Source organism: Streptomyces luteogriseus, from assembly GCF_014205055.1.
GTDB lineage: Bacteria > Actinomycetota > Actinomycetes > Streptomycetales > Streptomycetaceae > Streptomyces > Streptomyces luteogriseus.
The window spans coordinates 6,563,878-6,583,223 of record NZ_JACHMS010000001.1 but is presented as its reverse complement, the minus strand read 5'-3'; the positions used below and the strand labels follow the sequence as shown (position 1 = coordinate 6,583,223).

Below are 19,346 nucleotides of genomic sequence, written 5' to 3'. Positions count from 1 at the left end.
GGACATGATCGACGGACCGTACTTCGTGCTGACGGTGCTGGGGGTGCTCGGGACCGGGCTGGTGGCCGGGGTGTTCTGCGGGTTCTCGACCTTCGTGATGCGGGGTCTCGGCATGCTGCCGCCCGCGCAGGGAGTGGCCGCGATGAACGCGATCAACGTGGCCGCTGTGACCCTGCCGTTCATGATCGTGTTCCTGGGGTCGGCCGTGCTGTGCGCGGTGCTCGCCGTGGTGACGTTCGTGCTGTGGCCGGACGAGGGGACCGTGGAGCTGCTGGTGGGAAGCGCGCTGTATCTGTTCGGGTCGTTCGGGCTGACCATGGTCGCGAACGTGCCGCGCAACGACGCGCTGGCGAAGCTGGAGCCGGGCACTCCGGAGGCGGCGGCGTACTGGCCGGCGTATGTGCGCGAGTGGACGCTGTGGAACCACGTGCGCACGGCGGCCTCGGCCGGGGCGGCGCTGTCGTACGTGCTGGCGCTCACCTGACGGCCGCGCCACACGGCGACAGGCACCAGCCCCGAGGCGGACGTATCGTGGCGAAAAGACCGCCGCACCACGAGTAAGAAGACGCGGCCGCACGAGTGCCGCACCACGACCGAGAAGAGCGCCGCCCGACGACGCACGGCCTGTCACACGCGCACGCAAGGAAGACGGCCATGGCCGATCCCAAGGGTTTCATGACCACGCCCCGCCAGGACTGGCCGCGCCGGCCGGTGGAGGAACGGGCGCGGGACTGGGACGAGGTCCATGTCCCCGGGGCGCTGCTGCCGATCATCAGCAAGCAGGCCGACCGTTGCATGGACTGCGGCATCCCCTTCTGCCACGACGCCTGCCCGCTGGGCAACCTGATCCCCGAGTGGAACGACCTGGTGTCCAGGGAGGACTGGCGGGCGGCCGCCGACCGGCTGCACGCCACGAACAACTTCCCGGAGTTCACGGGCCGGTTGTGCCCGGCGCCGTGCGAGGCGGGGTGTGTGCTGGCGATCAACCAGCCGGCCGTCACCATCAAGAACGTCGAGTGCGCGATCGCCGACCGGGCCTGGGAAGAGGGCTTCGCCCCGCCGAGGCCTCCGGAGCGGCTGTCCGGCAAGACGGTGGCGGTGATCGGTTCGGGCCCCACCGGGCTGGCCGCGGCCCAGCAGCTGACGCGGGCCGGGCACACGGTCGCCGTGTACGAGCGGGACGACCGGCCAGGCGGGCTGATGCGGTACGGCATCCCCGCGTTCAAGATGGAGAAGCGCCACCTGGAGCGGCGGCTGGAGCAGATGCGGGCCGAGGGGACGAAGTTCCGGACGTCGACGGCGGTCGGGCGGGACATCGGGGCCGACGAGATGCGGACCCGCTACGACGCCGTGGTGCTCGCCACCGGGGCGACGGCGTGGCGTGACCTTCCGGTGCCCGGACGGGAGCTGACGGGCATTCACCAGGCGATGGAGTACCTCCCGCTGGCCAACCGGGTGCGTGAGGGTGATCTGGAGACCTCCCCGCTGTCGGCCGCCGGGAAACACGTCGTCATCGTCGGCGGCGGCGACACCGGGGCGGACTGTCTGGGCACGGCCGTCCGGGAGGGCGCCGCGTCCGTGACCCAGCTGGACATCTACGCGCTGCCGGACGCGGTGCGCGACGAGGACACCGAGCCCTGGCCGACGTACCCGATGCGGGTCTACCGGCTGTCCGCCGCCCATGAAGAGGCCCGTGACCTGCGGACCGCCCCGGTCGCCGACGCCGACGCGCGGCTGTTCGCGGCCTCCACGCTGCGCTTCGACGGTGACGCGCGGGGGCATGTGCGGTCGCTGCACCTGACCGAGGTGGACGCGCGGCGCAGCCCGGTGGAGGGCACCGGGCGGACGCTCCCCGCCGACCTCGTGCTGCTCGCCCTCGGCTTCTCCGGACCCGACCGGGAGGACGGGCTCGTCGACCAGTTGGGGCTGGAGATGGAGTCCCGCGGGACGATCGCGCGGGACTCCGGTTTCGCCACGAACGTGCCCGGGGTGTTCGCCGCGGGGGACGCGGCCCGGGGGCAGTCGCTCATCGTGTGGGCGATCGCCGAGGGGCGGGCGGTGGCGGCGGCCGTCGACCGTCATCTGACGGGCAGCTCGAGGCTCCCGGCACCGATCGGGCCGCACGACCGGCCCATGGCGGTGTAGGGCCCCGCCCTGCCCGGAGGACGACGACAGCCCACAAGGGCGATCACCGCTCGTCCGTCCCCGCCACCTTCCCCGTCGACAGGGCCACCCGGTTCCACGTGTTGATCGTGCAGATGAGGGCGAGGACCTGGGCCAGTTCCCGCTCGTCGAACTGTGCCGCGGCCCGCGCGTAGACGTCGTCCGGGACGCCGGCGTCGGCGATGAGGGTCACGGCGTCGGTGAGGGCGAGGGCCGCCTGCTCCCGCTCGGTGAAGAAGTGGCGGGCCTCGCGCCACACCGCGACCATGTGCAGCCGGTCCTCGCTCTCGCCGGCCCTGCGGGCGTCGTTTGTGTGCATGTGGAGGCAGTACGCGCAGTGGTTGAGGTGCGAGGAGCGGATCTGGATCAGCTCGACCAAGGCCGGGTCGACGCCCTCGCGGGCGGCGGCGTCGAAGGCGACGAGGGCCCGGAAGGCCTTCGGGGCCGACGTGCCGAAGTCCAGCCGGGGCGCCGTCACATGGGTGCTGTTCGTGCTCGTGTTCGTCGTCATGCCCTTCAACCTACGAGCCGGAAAGACCCACTGTAGGGTGCATTCCCATGGCTGATTCCTGGGTCAATTCAGCGGAGCGGATCGGGTCCGACCTGCATCTGGAGCTGACCGGGCCGGGCGGCAGGCGGGCGGCACTGATCCGGGCACTGCGCGAGGCCGTGCGCAGCGGGAGGCTCGCGCCGGGCACCCGGCTGCCGCCGTACCGCTCGCTCGCGGCGGACCTCGGTGTCGCCCGCAACACGGTGGCGGACGCGTACGCGGAGCTGGTCGCCGAGGGCTGGCTCACCGCCCGGCAGGGCTCGGGGACCAGGGTCGCGGCGCGGGCCGAGCCGCTGCGGCCCGCCGCCCGCGTGCCCAAGAAGGCGCCCCCACGCGCGCGTGGTCCCCGGCACGACCTGATGCAGGGAACTCCGGACGTCTCGGCGTTCCCGCGCACCGCCTGGCTGGCCTCCTACCGGCGGGCCCTCCAGCAGGCGCCCAACGAGGTGTTCGGGCCGGGCGACCCCGCCGGCCGGCCGGAACTGCGGGAGGCGCTCACGGAGTACCTGGCACGCGCGCGTGGCGTGCGGACCGCACCGGACCGGATCGTGATCTGCTCCGGTTTCGCGCACGCGCTGCGGCTGCTGTTCGCAGGCGGCGTCCTGCGCGGGCCCCTGGCGGTGGAGGCGTACGGGCTCGGGTTCCACCGGGAGGTCCTGGCCGCCGCCGGGGTACGGACCGTGCCGCTCCCCCTCGACGAACACGGGGCCCGCGTCGACCGGTTGGGGCGTGAGCGGGCGGTGCTGCTCACGCCGGCGCACCAGTTCCCGACCGGTGGCCCCCTGCATCCCGCGCGACGGGCCGCGGTGATCGACTGGGCGGGCGCGCGGGACGGGCTGATCCTGGAGGACGACTACGACGGGGAGTTCCGCTACGACCGCAAGCCGGTCGGCGCCGTCCAGGGGCTCGACCCCGAGCGCGTGATCCACATCGGCTCGGTCAGCAAGAGTCTGTCACCGGCGGTGCGGCTGGGCTGGATGGTGCTTCCCGAGCGGTACGTCGGCGCCGTCCTGGCCGCCAAGGGCGAGCGCGAGGCGTGGGCGAGCGTCCTCGACCAGCTGAGCCTGGCGGACTTCATCGTCTCGGGATCGTACGACCGGCATGTCCGCCGGATGCGGCAGCGGTACCGCGGCCGCCGGGACCAGCTCGTCGCGGCACTGGCCGTGCACGCGCCGCACATCGAGGCGACCGGTGTGGCGGCAGGGCTGCACGCGGTGCTGCGGCTGCCGCCCGGCACCGAGGCGTCCGCGGTCAAGGCCGCCGCCTGGCAGGGCATCGCCCTCGACGGTCTCGCCGCGTTCCGGCACCCGGAGACGGACATGCCGGCGGACGACGGTCTCGTGGTCGGGTACGCGACCCCCTCCGAGCACGCCTACGGTCCGGCCCTGGAGGCGCTGTGCGGTGCACTGCCGCCGCCGTGACCGGCCGGAAGCGGAACCTGGAGGGCCCCGAGGCGCCTAGGCCTTGCGCGCTACCGCCCCGTAGCCCGGGATCACCCCGTCGTCCTGGCCTGGCACGGGCTCGCCCAGCTCGGGGTGCCACTGGTGCGGCACCTCGACGCCGGGTTCGACGAGGTCGAGTCCGTCGAAGAAGCGGGTGAACTCCTCGCGGGAGCGCAGGGCCAGGGTGACACCCGCGGCGCGCAGCTTCTCGGTGGCCGCCTTCGACTCCTCCGGGGTGAAGTCGGCGGTCGCGTGGGTCATCACCAGGTAGCTGCCGGAGGGCAGTTCGGCGAGCAGCCGGCGGACCAGGTCGTGGGCGCCGTCCTCGTCGGAGACGAAGTGCAGCAGCGCGATGAGCGACAGCGCGACGGGCCGGGTGAAGTCCAGGACCCTGCGCGCGCCCTCCAGGATGGCGTCCGGGTCGCGCACGTCGGCCTGGAGGTACTCGGTCGCGCCCTCGTCCGTGCCGCGCAGCAGCGCCGCCGCGTGTGCCAGGACGATGGGGTCGTTGTCGCAGTAGACGACCCGGGCGCCGGGCGCGGTCTCCTGGGCGACCTGGTGGAGGTTGGGCTCGGTCGGGATGCCGGTGCCGATGTCCAGGAACTGCCGTACGCCGCAGCGGGCCAGCCAGCGCGTGGTCCGGTGCATGAAGGCGCGGTTGACCCGCGCCATCACCGGCACCCGGGGGTCGAGGGTGAGCATCTGCCGGCCCATCTCCTCGTCAACGGGGTAGTTGTCCTTTCCGCCGAGGTACCAGTCGTACATCCGCGCGGGGTGGGGTCTGGTCGTGTCGATCTGGACGGCCGAGGTGGGGTCCTGCCCGGTCATGAGGCTCTCCGTAAGGCACAGAGGGTGGTCGATTCAGCACCAGCGATTCAGCGACAACGTAAGGAACGCAGGCAACGTGAGGAACGCAGACAACGTGAGGAAGTCGAGCGCCGGAAACGGCAACGGCGGTCACGTCAGGACAGCAGGAAGTCCGCCTCCCCCGCCTTGGCTCCTTCGATGAAGGCCGTCATCTCGTCGGTGGTGTAGATCAGTGCCGGCCCGTCCGGGTCGGTGGACTGCCGCAGGGCGATCCGGCCGTCGGCGAGTTTCATCGCCTCCAGGCAGTTGCCTCCGTTTCCACCGCTCCACGGCTTGTGCCAGCCTTCGCTGCCCAAGTCGCGCGCGGGCATGCCGTTGTAGACGTGTTTGCGCGGCTTGATGCGATCCATTCACAGCTCCTTGCGGAGATCCCGGAGGATCTCCTTCGTGCGATGTGCCGTAGCGGCCTGCGCCGCCATGCGGTCCATGACCTCGAGGTGGGTCGCCACCTCGGTGCGCGCGTCGAGATAGACCGCGCCGGTCAGGTACTCGCTGTAGACCATGTCCGGCAGTTCGGCCATGGCGAATCGGAACAGCACGAACGGCCCGTAGGTGCCCGGGTGCGGCCCGCCCGCGAACGGGGCGATCTGCAGTGTCACGTTGGGCAGCTTCGTGGCGTCGAGCAGTTTGTCGATCTGGGCGCGCATCACCTCCGGGCCACCGGCCGGGCGCCGTAGCGCGGTCTCGTCCATCACGACCCAGAGCCGGGGCGCGTCCTCACGGGTGAGCAGGTCCTGGCGCTGCATCCGCAGGGCGACGTGGCGCTCGATGTCCTCGGGCCGGGTCTGGCCGATGGCGCCCGACCGGAGCACTCCGCGCGCGTAGTCCTCGGTCTGCAGCAGCCCGGGGACGAAATGGGGCTCGTAACTGCGGATGACGCTGGCCGCGCCCTCGAGGCTCACGTACATCGAGAACCAGTCGGGCAGGATGTCGTGGAAACGCTGCCACCAGCCGGGCCTGTTGGCGTCCTCGGCCAGCTGGACGAAGGCCTCGGCTTCCTCGTCGGAGATTCCGTAGGCCTTGAGGAGCAGTTGCAGATAGGGGATTTTGAGCGCGACCTCGGCCATCTCCATACGACGGACCGTGGCGGGGGCGACGCGGAGGATGCGCGCGGCCTCCTCGCGCTTCATCCCCGCGCGTTCCCTCAGGTCCAACAGCCGTCGGCCGAGAACGACCTGACCGACCGTCGGCGCGGACCGCGGTTCACTCACGCTCCACCTCCACGAAGAGTTCTGACGAGCCGGCCGGAAAAGAAACGCTGACAGCCCGGCGGCGCCATTCGAGGACCCATTCGAAGAACTGATCCGAACAAACATTTCGAACGAATCTTCGATGATCTCAACTGGCGCCGCGCGGGGTGCTGTTGCGAGCAGTGTGCCACGGCCTTCCAGACCGCCACACAGCACTCTGCAATTTTCAGAGTGACACTTGCCAAGTGTTCACGGCGGGGCGATAGTGGCAAGCGTGATTCCGTCCGCGCCCTTAGGAACAGATGCCGCCGCAAGCCTTCCCGGGCTTGGCGCCGCTCCGGAAGAGACCCCCCTCGGGGCCGCTGCCGAGCGCCGGTTCCGTTTCGAGCTGGCCGCGCATCCGGGTTCTCCCGCCCAGGCCAGACGCCTGACACGGGCCCGGCTGACGGGCTGGTCGGTGTGCGAGGACACGTGCGACAGCGCGGCCCTGGTGGTTTCCGAGCTGGTCACCAACGCCATCGTGCACACGGCGAGCACCCACATAGTGTGCGAGCTGCTCGACGGCGACGACCTGGTGCGGATAGCCGTGTGCGACGAGGGCTGCGCCCCCGGCCAGCCCCACGCCGCCGGCCGGACCCGGCCCGAGGAGGAGCACGGGAGGGGACTGCTTCTCGTCGACGCCCTCTGTCATTCCTGGGGTGCCCACGAGAACGGCCCCGGGCTGCTGGTCTGGGCCGAGCTGCCCCGCACGGCGGACACCCCGGAGGCCTCGAACGGTCCGGACGTCCCGGACGATCCGGCCGGGCCGCGGGGCGACCTGGGCTGGGGCGCCCGCCCCAAGCGGGGTCCGTCCGACGACCCGGACGACGGGGACGGAACCCCGCGGGCACGCCATACGCGCGGCGCCCCGGTGGTCCCTCCGCAGGGGCACCACCGAGAACGGAGGCACGCATGAGCCCGGTGCAGGGAGGCCGCGTGCTGAGCCTGGACACGCTGGTGCGCGTCCGGCGCGGACTGCGCGCTCCGGGCCCTGCCCTGCGGCTGCCCGTGCCGGACGGCATGACCGCCCCGCTCGGCTGTGACGCGGTCGCCGTCCCCGCCCGCGTCGGCCCGCTGGTCATGCCGCGGCTGCCCCGGGTGGGCTGCGTCTACGCCGACGACGCGCACTGGTGGTGGCTGGTGCCGTCCGACTCCGACCACGCCCTGGATTGGCCGGCCCCGGTGCGGTACGTCACCGGCGCGGTCGTCCCGGACCTGCCGGAGATCCCCGAGCTGATCCACCGCCCGGACGGCACGCTTCCGTACACCCCGCCGATCCCCCTCTACCTGGCGCTGTGCCGCGTGACGGGAACGGCCCCGTCCTGGTCGCGCCCGGTCAGCGCATAACGGCACCCGCCCGCGCCCCCAGGCCCCGCACCCGGCCCCGCACCCGGCGGCCTCACACCCCCCACCGCCACGGAACCCGTATCCACCCCCGGCGCGGCCCCACACCCCCGCACCACCCCGCGCCGCCCCGCGCCTCCCCCGGCCAGGTCGTGCGCCCGCGCGCATCCGGCGCCCCGGGCTGCGCCCTGCCCGGGCGGACGCCCGCCCCGCGATAGTGGCCCTTCGTTCACGTGCGGACCCGGACGGGGAGGTCGGTCGACGGTGGGGAAGAAGCGGACCGCGCCGGAGGTGTCCGAGTCGGAGCGGCTGCTCTTCGGCGGGCCGCTGCGCTACGACATGGGCTGGAACCAGCACGCCGACGCGTTCCTGGAGCTGAACTTCCGCGCCATGATCACCCGGTTGCCGTCCCTGCTCGCGTCCAGCCTGGAGCTGGCCCGGCAGGCCGACCGGGGCGCCGCGCGGATCGTGCTGGCCGCCGAGGCGGGCCGGGGTGTGGCGCAGGCGGTGGCCCTGCTCGCCGTCAACAGCGTGCTGGCCGGTCTGATGGGCGGCGGCCCGATCGACGACCGGCTGCGCGGAGCCGTTCCCGCCCTGGTCACGGTGGCCGTCGTGATGTTCCTCGCCGCCCTGCTGCGGGCCGCGAGCACCTACGCCACCGGCCGGCTGGAGCCCAAGGTGGAGCGGGTGGCGACCGAGCGGTACCTGGAGCGGGCCGCGGCCGTGGAACTGGCCGCGATCGAGGACCACGCCTTCCACAAACTGCTCGACACCGCGCAGTACGGCGCCGCCTCCGCACGCCGGATGATCTCCTACGGCACGCGCGTGATCAACGCGATGATCTCCCTGGTCGCCGCGGCGGGCGTGCTGACCGTGCTGCACCCGGCCCTGCTGCCGCTGCTGGTCACGATGACCCTGCCGAGCGCCTGGAGCGCGTTGACCGTCGCCCGGCGGCGCTACGAGTCCTTCCACGCGTGGGTGCAGCACGCCCGCGCGGGCCGGCTGCTCGGCAACCTGCTGATCGAACCCGAGGCGGCCCCCGAGATCCGGGTGCACGGGGTGGGCTCCTTCCTGCTGCGGCACTTTCGCGCGATGTCCGAGACGGCCGAGGCCGAGCAGGCGCGCCTGGCCGGGCTCGCCGCCCGCACGGGCCTGATCGCGGCGGCGTGGACGGGCCTGGCGACGGTGGCGACGTACGCGACGCTGGGAGGGCTGCTGCTGGCGGGCGCGATGGCACTGTCGGTGGCGGGTACGGCGGTGATCGCGATCCGGACCGGCTCGCAGAGCCTCGACACGCTCGTGGTGGAGGTCAACGCGCTGCACGAGGAGGCGCTCTTCGTCGGCGATCTGCAGCGGCTGTACACCGAGGCGGACCAGTGGGCGATCCCGGCGGGTGGCGCGCCGCTGCCGGAGGACCCGCGCGAGATCCGCTTCGAGAACGTCACGTTCCGCTACCCGGGCGACTCGGCCCGGCCCGCGCTCGACGACGTGACGCTGAGCCTGCCGCTCGGCCGCATCGTCGCGCTGGTCGGTGAGAACGGCTCCGGCAAGACCACCCTGGTCAAGTTGCTCGCCGGGCTCTACCGGCCGGAGCGGGGGCGGATCCTGTGGGACGGCGTGGACGCGGCGACCGCCGACCGGCACCGGCTGGCCGAGCGGATCGCGATGGTGGCGCAGGACTTCAAGCGGTGGCCGTTCACGGCCCGGGTGAACGTCGCCCTGGGACGCACCTCGGTGCCCCTGTGCGAGGACCGGCTGGCCACGTCGGTCGCGGAGGCCGGGGCGGAGGCGGTGATCGCGGATCTGCCGCGCGGCCTGGACACGCTGCTCGCCCGCAACTTCAGCGGCGGACACGAGCTGTCGGGTGGCCAGTGGCAGCGGCTGGGCATCGCCCGGGCGGCCTACCGCAGGGGCCGCATCCTGATCGTGGACGAGCCGACGGCGGCCCTGGACGCCCGGGCCGAACTGGAGGTCTTCGAGCGGATCCGCGCCCTGGCCGACAGCGGCCAGACGGTCGTACTGATCACGCACCGACTGGCGTCCGTACGGCACGCGGATCTGGTGCACGTCCTGGACCAGGGCCGACTCGTGGAGTCCGGAACGCCGGAGGAGCTGCTGGCGACCGGCGGGCTCTACGCCGAGCTGTACGCGCTCCAGGCGGAGCAGTTCGCCCCGTCACCCGCGCCGGTCAGGAAGGTGCCGGCGCCGAAGGCGGGCTGACGGCACACCTCAGGCGGTCGCGTCGGCCACGTCCCCGCTGCGGACGATCACCAGGAACATGTCCGTGGCGAGGTCCATGACGACCTCGGCGGGCAGGCCTTCGCGGCGCCGCGCCTGCGCGAACTCCTCCGCAGGCCAGGAGCCGCGCGGCCCACCGGCGGGAAAGCGCTCGAGCACCGTTCGCCCGTTCACCCTGCACCTCCATGTAGCGCTGTACTCGTAGAGTTAAACGCCAACGATGGGGTGAACGGCTCACGAAGTGACGGTTCTGAGACGTAGTTGACACGCGTTCACCGCCAAGTGTGACCAACCTCTCAGCCTCTTGGCGGATATGTTCACTTTCCGTATCAGCCTTCGTACTCGTCGTGATACCGGATGCGCTCACTTCCCGCAGGCGCCCCGAAGGCCGACGCGCGCCCCTTGGGTTCCTCCCACTCCTCCTGCCGGCCGAGTGCGGTGAGGTCCAGCAGGCTGGTGGTGGAGCCCAGGCCGTCGAGGCCGCGCTCATACGTCGTGTACGTGTGGAAGACCCGCTCGCGGTCCCGCAGGAAGCAGCTGAGGCCGGGCCGCTCGACGAGCTCGCCCTCCTGCTCGAGGGTCACCTCGAAGTCGCGGTTGAAGCCGCTGCCGTACGACGAATACCAGGGCGGCGTCCAGCCCATCCGCGCCTTGAACGGCAGGATCTTCGGGTAGGGCGCGCGGGACACGGCCGCGAACGACGTGTCGCGGGCGTGGAGATGGGCGAGATGCCCCACTTGGTCCAGGAATCCGGAGCAGCTGCGGCAGCCCGCGTCCCACTCGGGCGCGAACATGAAGTGGTAGACGACGAGCTGGCGCCGGTCCTCGAACAGGTCGAGCAGCGTGGCCTTGCCGTTGCCGCCCTCGAACACGTACTCCTCGTCGACCTCCACCATGGGCAGTCCGCGCCGCTCGGCGTTGAGCGCGTCCCGCGCGCGGGTGACGGCCTTCTCCTTGAGCAGCAGTTCGGCGCGCGCCGCGCGCCATTCGCCGCGCGAGACGATCTCCGGAAGCGACATGGGCCCTCCTGTGACAACGGTCCGTCCGGGGTGGTGACCGTCGGGAGGGTCGCAACTCATCGCTGCCCGGGGGAATTTCTCCGATGTCTCGTCGTGCCTCAGGTGTCGTACCGCTGGATGCGGCGGCCGTGGCTGCGGTCGACGAGCGCGGGCAGGCGATCCTCCAGTTCCCGTGCCACCTCCGGCACGTCGATCGTCAGCAGCTCCCGGTCGCGCATCAGGGTCCGCCCGTCGACGATCGTGGTGCGGACGTCGGAGGAACGGGCACTGTGCACGAGGGTGGCGGCGAGGTCGTGGACGGGCCGGGTGTGCGGCCCGGTCAGGTCGACCAGGACGATGTCGGCCCGCCGGCCGGGCGCGATGCTGCCGGTGCTGTCACCGAGACCCACGGCACGCGCGCTCTGCAGGGTGGCGTGGTGCAGGGCCTGGCGGGAGGTCAGCCGCCGGGGATCACCCTGGGACGACTTCTGGACCAGCGAGGTGAGGGCCATGGACTCCCACACGTCGAGGGAGTTGTTGGAGGCGGCGCCGTCGGTGGCGAGGCCGACGTCGACACCGATGTCGCGCAGGGCGCGGACCGGCGTGGTGTCGGGCCAGGCGAACTTGAGGTAACCGCGGGGCGCGGTGGCGACGGCCGTACGGCCGTCGGCCCGCTCCAGGAGGGGGAGGTCGCTGTCGACGATGCCGGTGCCGTGGGCGAGGAGCAGGTCCGTGTGGAGGAGGGTGGTGCGCTCCAGGACCTCGATCGGGGTGGCGCCGTGGCGGGCCAGGCTGGTCTCGGTCTGGTCGCGATTCTCGGCGGCGTGCAGGTGCACGGTCAGGCCGTGCGTGCGGGCGAGCTCGGCGGTGGTGGCGAGGTCGGTGTCCTCGACCGTGTAGGGGGCGTGGGGTGCGAGCGCGGTGGTGATCCGGCCGCCGGCCGCTCCGCGCTGCCGCAGCGCGAACTCCAGTGACCGCTCCAGGCCTTCGGGGCCCTGCGAGGAGAAGAAGGCCTCCCCGAGCAGCGCCCGCATACCGCAGTCCGCGACCACTCGCGCCACCGCGTCCATGGCGAAGTAGTGGTCGGCGAAGCAGGTGACGCCCGCGCGGATCATCTCGGCGCAGGCGAGCCGCGCCCCCAGCTCGACGTCCCGCTCCGTGAGGTTGGACTCGACGGGCCAGACGACGTCGTTGAACCACTCCTCGGTGGGAAGGTCCTCGGCGAGGCCGCGCAGCGCGACCATCGGCGCGTGCGTGTGACAGTTGATCAGGCCGGGCAGGGCGGCCTGGCCACGGGCGTCGATCCGCTCGGCAGCGGGCAGCTCCGCGGCTTCCGCCGTGGTCGTGACCGCCTCGACGATCCCGCCCCGTACGACGATCGCGGCGTCCTCCGCGAACCCGATGCGCTCTTGATCGTCGTGCACGAGGACGGTACATGCGCTGATGATGAGGTCGACGGGACTGTCCGCGGCAGAAGGCGTCATCACGCCAACGTACGACGGCGTCGTAGGGCGGCATGAGCCGAACCGCACTTCCCGTCACGGCTCTGTCGCGGGGCGGGCCGGGCGCGCACCCTGGCCTCACCACCCCGACTGTCGGCTTCTGAAAGGAGCCCGGCATGCTCCTCGGCACCTGGAACCTGGAGAATCTCTACCGGCCCGGAGGCCCGTACGGCCCGCACGACGAGGCCGGGTACGGGGCGAAGCTCGCCGCGCTCGCCGCCGCGATCACCGAACTCGATCCGACCCTGCTCGGGGTGCAGGAGGTGGGCGACCCGGAGGCCTTGAAGGACCTGGCCGGGATGCTCGACGACGACTGGCACGTCGCCCTGTCGGAGCATGCGGACAGCCGGGGCATACGGGTCGGGTTCCTCAGCCGTACGCCCATGACCGTGGTGGCCGACACGCGGGCGTTCCCGGCGGACTTGCGTCCCGTCCAGGCGGACGATTCGGGGCTGACGGCGGGACAGGCGGGGCGGGGCGTCCTGGCCGTGGAGGTCGAGGGCGGGGACGGGCCGCTGCGGGTGGCGGTCTGTCATCTGAAGTCGAAGCTGCTGTCGTATCCGGACGGGCGGTTCCAGCCGCGCGACGAGGGCGAACGGGCCCGCTACGGCGCCTACGCCCTGTACCGCCGGGCGGCCGAGGCGACGGCACTGCGCGCGCTCGCGGACGAACTGCTGGCCGGTGACGGGCGGGCGCGGGACGTCGCCGTCCTGGGCGACCTGAACGACGAGGTGCAGGCGGCGACCACGCAGATCCTGCTCGGCCCGCCCGGCTCGGAGATCGGCACCCCGGGGTACGACCGGCCCGACCGGGGCGATGCGACGCGGCTGTGGGACGTGGCCCCGCTCATCCCGCCCGGGCAGCGCTGGTCCCGGGTGAACTCCGGGCGGCGCGAGCTGATCGACCATGTGCTGCTGAGCCACCGCCTGGTGCACCGGGCGATCCAGGCGGGCACGGGCCTTCCCGGCGAGGGCCCGCCCGGCCTGCCGTCGGTCGGTCCGGACCCCTCGGAGCGTCGGGGCGAACCCGGCTCGGACCACGCTCCGGTGTGGGTGCGGGTCGACGGCTGAGCCCCGGTGGCCTTGCCGGATCGGTCGCGACCGCGCGGACGGCGGACCGGCGGGCGATGCCGCCGACGGGTCGGCGCGGCGCAGGGCGGCGCGGCCGGGCGTGCTAGCCGGCGAGGGGTGTCCGGGGCGGCCGGAGTCCCACCCGTTCTCCCCGTCCGGCGAGTTCGGCGAGGACGGCCGTGAGGCGTTCCTGGTGGCGGGGCCCGATCCGGCCGGTGTCGTCGAGGTGCACGGCGCACGCGGTCGTCGTGTCGACGAGGCGTTCGAGGAGGTCGGCCACCTCGTCCGCGCCCTCGGTGTGCCGGGCGAGGGCGGGCAGTTCGTGCGCGGCGAGGGAGATCGCCGAGCGGGCCTCGGCCAGGGTGCGGTAGGCCTCGCGGCGCAGGGTCCAGCGGGTGGCGCGGTGGCCGGAAGGGGTGCCGGCGGTCCCGATGCGCGGGGCGTCGGCCTCGTCGAGCACGTGCGTGAGGTAGGCGTACGCGGCGTCGCCCGCCGCCGCGAGCCGGGCGCGCACTGTCCCGCCGCGCTGTCCGGGCATCGGCAGGTGCCCGGTGATCAGCACGATCGCGCAGGCCAGCAGCGTCTCGCCGATCCGCCCAGCGGAGGCCTGGGGTTCGCCGCCGACCATGACGAGCGCCAGGACGAGGACGGTGGCGACGGCGGTCTGGGCGGCGAAGTGCCGGGTGGCGACGGGGATGAGCGCCCCGCTGAGGGCGACGAGCGCGATGAGGCCTTCCGGTCGGGGCAGGACGGCGGCGAGCCCGGCGAAGAGCAGCGCCCCGAGGACGGTTCCGGCGGCCCGGTTCAGCACGCGCGAGACGAGCGGTCCGAGGTCGGGCTTGACCAGGAACACGGCGGTGGCGGGCAGCCAGTACCAGTGCTCGTGCTGCCCGTACCACTGGCTCTGGTGCAGGGCCTGGGCGACCGCCGAGCTCGCGCCGAAGCAGAGGGCGACGCGGAGCCCGTACTCGCGTCCGGCGGTGCCGAAGGCGGCGCGCAGCCGGTCCCCGGCACCGCGCGGCCGGGTGTGCAGATCGCCGCCCCGGCCCTGGTCGAACACCTCGGCGGCGTGCAGGAGGGCGTCGTCGAGGGCGCGCAGGGCCGGCGCCGAACGGGACGGTGCGGGCAGCGGCCCGGTGAGGGTGTTGCCTCGTACGGCCGCGGCGAGCCGCCGGGGTCCTTCGGAGGCCCGCTCGGCGACGGCCTCCTCGGCCCAGGCGAGGGCGGTGGCGGCTTCGGCGAGGGGCAGGGCCGCGGCGTACTGCGCGTGCAGCCGCCGCTCGGTGGAGGAGGAGGCGTACCTCCGCAGCCGGGGCCCGGCGAGGGCGTCCTGGGCGTGGTCGAGGGCGGCGGTCAGCGCGGCCCGGCGGCGGATGGCGTCCGGCCCGCCGACGGCGTCGAGCAGCTCGGCGACGGCCTCGTAGACACCGGCCACGGCCTCCCGTTCCCCGTCGAACCGGAAGTCACCGGCGAGGGCGCCGGGCGTGGGCAGGACGAGCCGCAGCACGAGCAGCCAGCCCGCTCCGGCGAGATAGGCGAGCGCCCGCTCCCATCCCGGTTCCGGCAGGGGCATCCCGGCGCCGATCGCCGCGCCGACGAGCAGCTGCGTGCCGACGGCGGACGCGACGGGCCCGACGGCGCTCATCCCCCCGGCGACGAGCCCGACGGCCGTGAGCACCACCGTGAGCACGACCGCCCCGGTCCCCTGCCCGGTGTACGTACCGACCACGAGTCCCACCGCACCGCCCAGGGCGGGCACCCCGATCCGCTTGACGGAGACGCGCCGGCTCCCGGGTCGGTCGTTGATCCCGGCCAGCATGGCGGCGATGGCGGCGACGACGCCGAGGGAGGTGTGACCGGTCTGTACGGCCACGAGCAGCAAGGGCCCGGCGGACAGGGCCCCCCGCGTCACCGCGCTCCAGGGCACCGGTCCCCGCTGGGCGTGCAGGGCGTGCGCGAGCCAGGGCGGAAGGTGGGGGGCGATGCGGCGGGACACGGGGCTCCTGTCGTCTCGGCGAGGGCAGGGGTGGGCCTTCGGGCGACGGTGGCCGGGGCGGGGTGTGGCTGTCCACGGTAGGTGGGGTTCCTGGAGGATAGGTTTCCGGAACGTGTCGGACGGCTCGGAACCGGCGTTCTTTATGTACGCAATCAAGAACCGGGGCGATCGATAGCCCGCGATCGACAACCGGGGCGATCAATGGCCGGGGCACGGCAACCTTTTCGGCCCCGGCGACCACTGGTGGGTTGTGAGCGCGCGTTCTCCTGAACCACGCAAGGACCCGAAGGACTCATCCGTGGCATCCGCATCCCACCGTCGTCCCCTCCGCAAGCGACGCACGGCCCTCCTCTGGGCCGTCGCCGTGACAGCGGTGGGACTGCTCGTCTCCCTCGTGATCGTCCTGCGCCCGGGCGGCGAACCGGACACGGTACGGACGGCCGCCGGGACGACGGCCGGCACCAGCCCGAGCGCCTCGACGGCGACACGCAAGCCGACGCCGGCACCGAAGCCCTCCTCGGCGTCCCCGACTCCGAGGCGCACCCCGGCCACCGCGGTCTCCCCGACCACCCCGTCGGCGCGGCCCTCGCCCGCCGCCACCCGGTCGCCCGCGCCGCGCCCGGCGTCCGGCGCGGCTCCCCTGGCGGGCCGGATCAAGCCCGGGGCCACCTACGACGGCGTCGCCACCCACTACGACGCCAAGGACGGTGACGGCGCCTGCCTGTACGGCCCGAGCCCCGACCTCATGGTCGCGGCCATGAACCACGCCGACTACGAGACGTCCCAGGCGTGCGGGGCGTACATCCTGGTCCGCGCGGCGAGCGGCGCCTCCGTCACCGTCCGGATCACCAACGAGTGCCCGCTGCCCTGCGCGCCGGGGCAACTCGACCTCAGCAAGGAGGCCTTCGCGAAACTCGCGGGCCTCTCCGCGGGGCGGATACCGATCACCTGGAGCCTGCTGAGCCCGAGCACGTCCGACACGGTCTCGGTCCGCTACAAGACCGGCTCCAGCCGCCACTGGTGCGGCATCCAGGCGCTCGGCCACCGCAACCCGCTGGCCCGGCTGGAGGTCAGGACGGGCGGCGGCTGGAGCCGGCTGACGCGTACCGAGTACAACTACTTCCTCTCCCCCGACGGCACCGGCTGCGGCGGCTCCCTCCGGCTCACCGACATCTACGGCGAACAGCTCACCGTCGACGGCATCGCCGTCCGTCCGGACACCGCCCAGCCGACCCGCGTCCAGTTCACCCGGCGGTGACGGCTGCCACGGCCCCGGCGAGGAGCGTCTCCGCGTCGGTGACGGCCCGGGCGAGTGCGGCCGGGCCGTCCGTGAGGCCGCGTACGACCGCGTCCACTTCCGCCAGGCCTGCCCGCGCCACCAGCCCCTTCTCGTTGGTGACCCATTCCCCGCGCCCCGCCAGCACCGCGTGCGCGGTCTGTGCCGCGGCGAGGGCGATCGCGCCCGCGACCTGGGTGGCTGCGTTCTTCGGGGCGTGGCCGGCCCTGGCGTAGGCGAGGGTGGCCGCGGCCATGCCGTGCCAGTGCGCCGGGGCGCTCTCGCGCAGGGCCCGCGGATAGGCGTCCGGGCGCGGCAGTTCACCCCGCAGCACCTTGTTGATCGCGAGTTCTGCGACGAGCAGGTACGTCGGGATGCCCGCCAGGTGGAACATGAGGGGCTCGACACGGAAGCGGCCCGCCTCCGCTTCCGCCACCTCGTGCTCGACGACGTCCAGATCACGGTAGTGCACGTCGACGCTACGGCCCTCGATCGTCAGCCAGGCCCCTCCGTTGAAGACGCCGCCGCCCCACGCGCCGAGCTCGCAGACCTCGCCCTCCCAGCCGACCGCGCGGAGATCGGCCGGGTCGAAGGCACCGCGGTAGTAGACCGCCAGGTCCCAGTCGCTGTCGGGCCGTTCGGCGCCCTGGGCCCGGGAGCCGCCGAGAGTGACGGCCTCGACGGCGGGGAGCAGGGCGAGACGGTCTGCGACGGTGTCGAGGAAGGCGGGCACGGTGCGGCTCCCGGACGGACGGACGGTGCGGGCTCGGGCAGCGTAGAGGGACGGCTCGACCACCGTGAAACGAAATACGGGTGCGCCCGTGCGCCGGGCCTCGCATGATCGGTGGGTTGCCCTCTCGCCGCCCGCAGATCGGAGACCCCACGTGATCCGCCGCGTCACCGTCCCGAGCCTCTTCCCGCCGCCCGCCTACGCGCACGCCTCCGTTGTCGAAGCGGGCACCAGACTGGCCTTCCTCGCCGGGTCCGTGCCGCTGGACGCCGCCGGCGAGCTGGTCGGTCCCGGGGATCCGGTGCGGCAGGCCGAGCAGGTGATCGCCAACCTGGAGGAGCAGCTGAGGGCCGTGGGGAGCGGTCTGGCCCATGTCGTGGCGACCGAGGTGTACGTCGTGAGCAGTGAGCCCGCCGTGCTGTCCGCCGTCTGGAGTGTGGTGGAGGCGTCCGGTCTCAGTGCGGGCCCGCACTCGTCGACGCTGATCGGCGTGGCGTGTCTCGGGTACACGGGACAACTGGTGGAGATCACGGCGACAGCCGTCGTACCCGAGGGGCCGTCGGCCGAGGGGTCGTCCACCGGAGGGTCGTCCACCTGAGGAGAGTCCCATGCTGATCGAGCACCGCGGGCGGCGTCCCGTCGTCCCCGAGTCCGCGTACGTCGCCCCGACGGCCGTCCTGTGCGGGGCCGTCGTCCTCGGTGAGCGCAGCCGGGTGCTGCACGGCGCCGTGCTCACGGCGGAGGACGGGGAGGTGCGGGTCGGGTCGGACGTCGTCGTCATGGAGAACGCGCTGGTGCGGGGGCGGTCCGCGCACCCCGCCGTGATCGGGGACGCGGTGCTCGTCGGCCCGCACGCCCATGTCAACGGGGCGACTCTGGAGGACGAGGTCTTCGTGGCCACCGGCGCCTGCGTCTTCCCGGGGGCCGTCGCGGGCGCCGGCTCGGAGCTGCGGATCCACAGCGTGCTGCACGTCAACTCCGTGCTGCCGCCCGGCACCGTCCTGCCCATCGGCTGGATCGCGGCGGGCGCGCCCCGGGCCCGGCTCTTCGCTCCCGGGGAGCACGACGAACTCTGGCAGATCCAGGAGGCGCTGGACTTCCCCGGGACGGTGTACGGCATCCCGCGCGGCACGCCGATGCGGGAGGTGATGGCCCGGCAGACACGGCTCTACGGGGCCCATCACGACGACGTCACCCTCGACGGCCCGGCCTGAGTCACCGCGGTTCGGGCCTGCCCCACACCCGCCGTTTGGGCAGCGGCTCGGCGTAGGTCCCGATCCTGCTGGTCGTGAGGCCCAGCGCCACCAGCGACTCCGCCAGCTTGACGGCCGCGGCGACCCCGTCGACGACCGGCAGCCCCAGCTTCTCCCCGACGACCCGTTGCAGCCCGGTCATGCCGGCGCAGCCCAGGACGAGGACCTCCGCCCCGGCGGCGCAGGCGCGTTCGGCGGCGGCCAGGAACGCCGTCTCGGTCCGTTCCTCGTCGCCGAGGTCGAGCACGTGCAGGCCCGTGCCGACGATCGCGGCGCAGTTCCGCGCCACGCCGGCCGTCTCCAGACTGTCCTCGATCTGGCCGCGCGAGCGTTCCAGCGTGGTCACCACGCCGTAGCGGCGGCCCAGCAGGCAGGCCAGATGCGCCGCGGCCTCGGTGATGTCGACGACCGGCGCGTCGACCAGTTCCCGTACGCCCTCCCTCCCGTGCTCCCCGAATCCGGCCATGACCACGGCGTCGTACGGTGGTCCGTCGTAGGTCCGCAGCGTGTCCAGGACGGCCGCGGCGGACAGGTAGCTGTCGAGCCAGCCCTCCGCGGACGCCGGCCCCCAGGCCGGGGTCAGTCCGCTGACGGTGGTGCCCGGGCCTGCGGCGGCCCGGGCACCTCGCACGATCTCCTCGGTCATCTCCTGCGTGGTGTTGCAGTTGGTGACGACGATCCGCACGTC

The 19,346-nt window shown here is 73.2% G+C and carries 20 protein-coding genes; 10 read left to right on the top strand and 10 right to left on the bottom strand.

Annotated features, from left to right (window positions below; all coding sequences use genetic code 11):
• The first annotated feature begins 4 nt into the window (after window positions 1-4).
• Both BJ965_RS29295 and BJ965_RS29290 read left to right on the top strand, forming a co-directional pair.
• A complete protein-coding gene (locus BJ965_RS29295) occupies window positions 5-484 on the top strand; it encodes an anthrone oxygenase family protein (RefSeq protein ID WP_184912650.1) in 480 nt (159 codons plus the stop codon).
• Between the two features lie 170 nt (window positions 485-654).
• Complete coding sequence (locus BJ965_RS29290) at window positions 655-2,145, top strand: glutamate synthase subunit beta (protein WP_184912648.1); 1,491 nt, start codon at window positions 655-657, stop codon at window positions 2,143-2,145.
• 43 nt (window positions 2,146-2,188) lie between these two features.
• Here BJ965_RS29290 and BJ965_RS29285 read toward each other — a convergent pair whose 3' ends face one another.
• Entirely contained in the window at window positions 2,189-2,674 is a 486-nt protein-coding gene (locus BJ965_RS29285) for a carboxymuconolactone decarboxylase family protein (protein WP_184912646.1), read from the bottom strand.
• A 47-nt stretch (window positions 2,675-2,721) separates the two neighbouring features.
• Between BJ965_RS29285 and pdxR the strand changes: the two genes are divergently transcribed.
• Window positions 2,722-4,134, top strand: a complete 1,413-nt coding sequence (pdxR, locus tag BJ965_RS29280) for a MocR-like pyridoxine biosynthesis transcription factor PdxR (RefSeq protein ID WP_184912644.1) — start codon at window positions 2,722-2,724, stop codon at window positions 4,132-4,134.
• Window positions 4,135-4,170: 36 nt separating this feature from the next.
• On the opposite strand, the gene BJ965_RS29275 is transcribed toward pdxR, so the two are convergent.
• From BJ965_RS29275 to BJ965_RS29265, 3 genes are all read right to left on the bottom strand, one after another.
• Window positions 4,171-4,983 (bottom strand): SAM-dependent methyltransferase, encoded by an 813-nt coding sequence (locus BJ965_RS29275; protein ID WP_184912641.1) that lies wholly within the window; start codon window positions 4,981-4,983, stop codon window positions 4,171-4,173.
• 134 nt (window positions 4,984-5,117) lie between these two features.
• On the bottom strand, window positions 5,118-5,372 hold the full coding sequence (locus tag BJ965_RS29270; protein WP_030852880.1) for a DUF397 domain-containing protein: 255 nt from the start codon (window positions 5,370-5,372) through the stop codon (window positions 5,118-5,120).
• On the bottom strand, window positions 5,373-6,233 hold the full coding sequence (locus BJ965_RS29265) for a helix-turn-helix domain-containing protein (RefSeq protein WP_184912639.1): 861 nt from the start codon (window positions 6,231-6,233) through the stop codon (window positions 5,373-5,375).
• A gap of 217 nt (window positions 6,234-6,450) precedes the next feature.
• Here BJ965_RS29265 and BJ965_RS29260 point away from each other — a divergent pair, with 217 nt between their 5' ends.
• The 3 genes from BJ965_RS29260 (at window position 6,451) to BJ965_RS29250 (ending at window position 9,815) form a co-directional block, all read left to right on the top strand.
• The gene (locus tag BJ965_RS29260) at window positions 6,451-7,167 is read left to right on the top strand and encodes an ATP-binding protein (RefSeq protein ID WP_221513246.1); all 717 of its coding nucleotides are present in this window, start codon (window positions 6,451-6,453) and stop codon (window positions 7,165-7,167) included.
• Window positions 7,164-7,598, top strand: a complete 435-nt coding sequence (locus BJ965_RS29255; RefSeq protein ID WP_184912635.1) for a hypothetical protein — start codon at window positions 7,164-7,166, stop codon at window positions 7,596-7,598. Before BJ965_RS29260 ends, BJ965_RS29255 begins: the two co-directional genes overlap by 4 nt.
• A gap of 261 nt (window positions 7,599-7,859) precedes the next feature.
• Entirely contained in the window at window positions 7,860-9,815 is a 1,956-nt protein-coding gene (locus tag BJ965_RS29250) for an ABC transporter ATP-binding protein (protein ID WP_184912633.1), read from the top strand.
• A 9-nt stretch (window positions 9,816-9,824) separates the two neighbouring features.
• On the opposite strand, the gene BJ965_RS29245 is transcribed toward BJ965_RS29250, so the two are convergent.
• The 3 genes from BJ965_RS29245 to BJ965_RS29235 all read right to left on the bottom strand — a co-directional run bounded on the left by BJ965_RS29245 (window position 9,825) and on the right by BJ965_RS29235 (window position 12,315).
• The gene (locus BJ965_RS29245) at window positions 9,825-10,007 is read right to left on the bottom strand and encodes a hypothetical protein (RefSeq protein ID WP_184912631.1); all 183 of its coding nucleotides are present in this window, start codon (window positions 10,005-10,007) and stop codon (window positions 9,825-9,827) included.
• Between the two features lie 155 nt (window positions 10,008-10,162).
• Window positions 10,163-10,852 carry a DUF899 domain-containing protein gene (locus BJ965_RS29240; RefSeq protein ID WP_184912629.1) on the bottom strand — a complete coding sequence of 230 codons (690 nt, stop codon included), beginning with the start codon at window positions 10,850-10,852 and terminating at the stop codon, window positions 10,163-10,165.
• Window positions 10,853-10,950: 98 nt separating this feature from the next.
• Window positions 10,951-12,315, bottom strand: coding sequence for an amidohydrolase (locus BJ965_RS29235; RefSeq protein WP_184912627.1), 1,365 nt, complete (start codon window positions 12,313-12,315; stop codon window positions 10,951-10,953).
• A gap of 134 nt (window positions 12,316-12,449) precedes the next feature.
• Between BJ965_RS29235 and BJ965_RS29230 the strand changes: the two genes are divergently transcribed.
• Entirely contained in the window at window positions 12,450-13,403 is a 954-nt protein-coding gene (locus BJ965_RS29230) for an endonuclease/exonuclease/phosphatase family protein (RefSeq protein WP_184912625.1), read from the top strand.
• A 103-nt stretch (window positions 13,404-13,506) separates the two neighbouring features.
• On the opposite strand, the gene BJ965_RS29225 is transcribed toward BJ965_RS29230, so the two are convergent.
• Window positions 13,507-15,399, bottom strand: coding sequence for an FUSC family protein (locus BJ965_RS29225; RefSeq protein ID WP_184912623.1), 1,893 nt, complete (start codon window positions 15,397-15,399; stop codon window positions 13,507-13,509).
• Window positions 15,400-15,697: 298 nt separating this feature from the next.
• Here BJ965_RS29225 and BJ965_RS29220 point away from each other — a divergent pair, with 298 nt between their 5' ends.
• A complete protein-coding gene (locus BJ965_RS29220; RefSeq protein ID WP_184912621.1) occupies window positions 15,698-16,657 on the top strand; it encodes an expansin EXLX1 family cellulose-binding protein in 960 nt (319 codons plus the stop codon).
• Here the strand turns inward: BJ965_RS29220 and BJ965_RS29215 are convergent.
• On the bottom strand, window positions 16,644-17,408 hold the full coding sequence (locus BJ965_RS29215; protein WP_184912619.1) for a nucleotidyltransferase domain-containing protein: 765 nt from the start codon (window positions 17,406-17,408) through the stop codon (window positions 16,644-16,646). The two genes, BJ965_RS29220 and BJ965_RS29215, sit on opposite strands and share 14 nt — an antisense overlap.
• A 151-nt stretch (window positions 17,409-17,559) precedes the next feature.
• Between BJ965_RS29215 and BJ965_RS29210 the strand changes: the two genes are divergently transcribed.
• Both BJ965_RS29210 and BJ965_RS29205 read left to right on the top strand, forming a co-directional pair.
• A complete protein-coding gene (locus tag BJ965_RS29210) occupies window positions 17,560-18,003 on the top strand; it encodes a RidA family protein (RefSeq protein ID WP_184912617.1) in 444 nt (147 codons plus the stop codon).
• A gap of 10 nt (window positions 18,004-18,013) precedes the next feature.
• On the top strand, window positions 18,014-18,619 hold the full coding sequence (locus tag BJ965_RS29205; protein ID WP_184912615.1) for a gamma carbonic anhydrase family protein: 606 nt from the start codon (window positions 18,014-18,016) through the stop codon (window positions 18,617-18,619).
• A 1-nt stretch (window position 18,620) separates the two neighbouring features.
• Here BJ965_RS29205 and BJ965_RS29200 read toward each other — a convergent pair whose 3' ends face one another.
• Window positions 18,621-19,343: an aspartate/glutamate racemase family protein gene (locus tag BJ965_RS29200; RefSeq protein WP_184912613.1), complete on the bottom strand. Its 723-nt coding sequence runs from the start codon at window positions 19,341-19,343 to the stop codon at window positions 18,621-18,623.
• Between the last annotated feature and the right edge of the window lie 3 nt (window positions 19,344-19,346).